Annotated in this window: 1 rRNA gene (running past one end of the window); it reads right to left on the bottom strand. The window is 58.3% G+C overall.

Going from position 1 to position 1579, the window contains the following annotated elements:
- Nucleotides 1-1475, bottom strand: a 23S ribosomal RNA gene (locus tag DF196_RS12995) (it extends 1661 nt beyond the left edge of the window).
- Nucleotides 1476-1579 lie beyond the last annotated feature (104 nt).

The following is a 1579-nucleotide window of genomic DNA, read 5'->3' on the forward strand; positions in this document are numbered from 1 at the left end:
CGGTCGCCAGCCGGTACGGGAATATCGACCCGTTCATCCATTCGACTACGCCTGTCGGCCTCGCCTTAGGACCCGACTCACCCAGGGACGATGAACGTGGCCCTGGAACCCTTGGTCATCCAGCGGCGGGGATCTTCACCCCGCTTTCGCTACTCATGTCTGCATTCTCACTCCCCTGCAGTCCACGGCCGGTTTCCACCGCCGCTTCGCCCCGCAGGGGACGCTCTCCTACCCAACCGCCAAAAGGCGATTGCCGCGTCTTCGGTGGCGTGCTTGAGCCCCGCTACATTGTCGGCGCGGAACCACTAGACCAGTGAGCTGTTACGCACTCTTTCAAGGGTGGCTGCTTCTGAGCCAACCTCCTGGCTGTCTATGCGACTCCACATCCTTTCCCACTTAGCACGCGCTTGGGGACCTTAGACGACGGTCTGGGCTGTTTCCCTTTCCACGACGAAGCTTATCCCCCGCCGGGTCACTGCCAGGATACACGTCACGGGTATTCGGAGTTTGGTTGCTATTGGTACCCGATACGGGCCCGCAAGCATCCAGTAGCTCTACCCCCCGGACGCAATAACCTGACGCTGCACCTAAATGCATTTCGGAGAGAACCAGCTATCACGGAATTTGATTGGCCTTTCACCCCTAACCCCAAGTCATCCCCCCGGTTTTCAACCCAGGTGGGTTCGGTCCTCCACACGGTCTTACCCGCGCTTCAACCTGCTCAGGGCTAGATCATCCCGCTTCGGGTCCAGGACACGCGACTAAAACGCCTTTTAAGACTCGCTTTCGCTACGCATACCCCACACGGGTTATGCTCGCCACGCACCACTGACTCGCAGACTCATTTTTCGATAGGCACGCCGTCACCCCTAAAGGCTCCGACGGTTTGTAGGCGCACGGTTTCAGGGACTGTTTCACTCCCCTCCCGGGGTGCTTTTCACCTTTCCCTCACGGTACTAGTTCACTATCGGTCAGACAGGAATATTTAGGCTTATCTCACGGTCGAGACGGATTCGCACGGGGTTCCACGGGACCCGTGCTACTTGGGACACACGATCGACGGGACATGCGCATACGGGTACGGGGCCCTCACCCTCTACGGCCCGGCATTCAATCCGGTTCCCCTAACACACGTCTTTATCACCATCGCCCGGCACGTCGGCACCGGGACACACGCTCCCACAACACCCCACACGCAACCCCCGACGGGTATCACACGCATGAGGTTTGGCCTGATCCGCTTTCGCTCGCCACTACTCACGGAATATCCTTTCCTGCAGGTACTGAGATGTTTCACTTCCCTGCGTACCCCCCGCAAAAGCGGTAACCGCCCATGACGGCGGCTGGGTTCCCCCATTCGGAAATCCTCGGATCAAAGCCCGGTCGGCGGCTCCCCGAGGCCTATCGCGGCCCCCCACGTCCTTCATCGGTCCTGTCTGCCAAGGCATCCACCATACGCCCTTCAAGACAACACACAACACACAGTATTGCATGATCCCGAAAACAGCTAACTCTGGACTCCCAGACAACAAATCAACACATCAAACGATCACAAAACGATCGAAACGAACAACAAAAA

Source organism: Bifidobacterium callitrichidarum, from assembly GCF_003129905.1.
GTDB classification, from domain to species: Bacteria; Actinomycetota; Actinomycetes; order Actinomycetales; family Bifidobacteriaceae; genus Bifidobacterium; species Bifidobacterium callitrichidarum.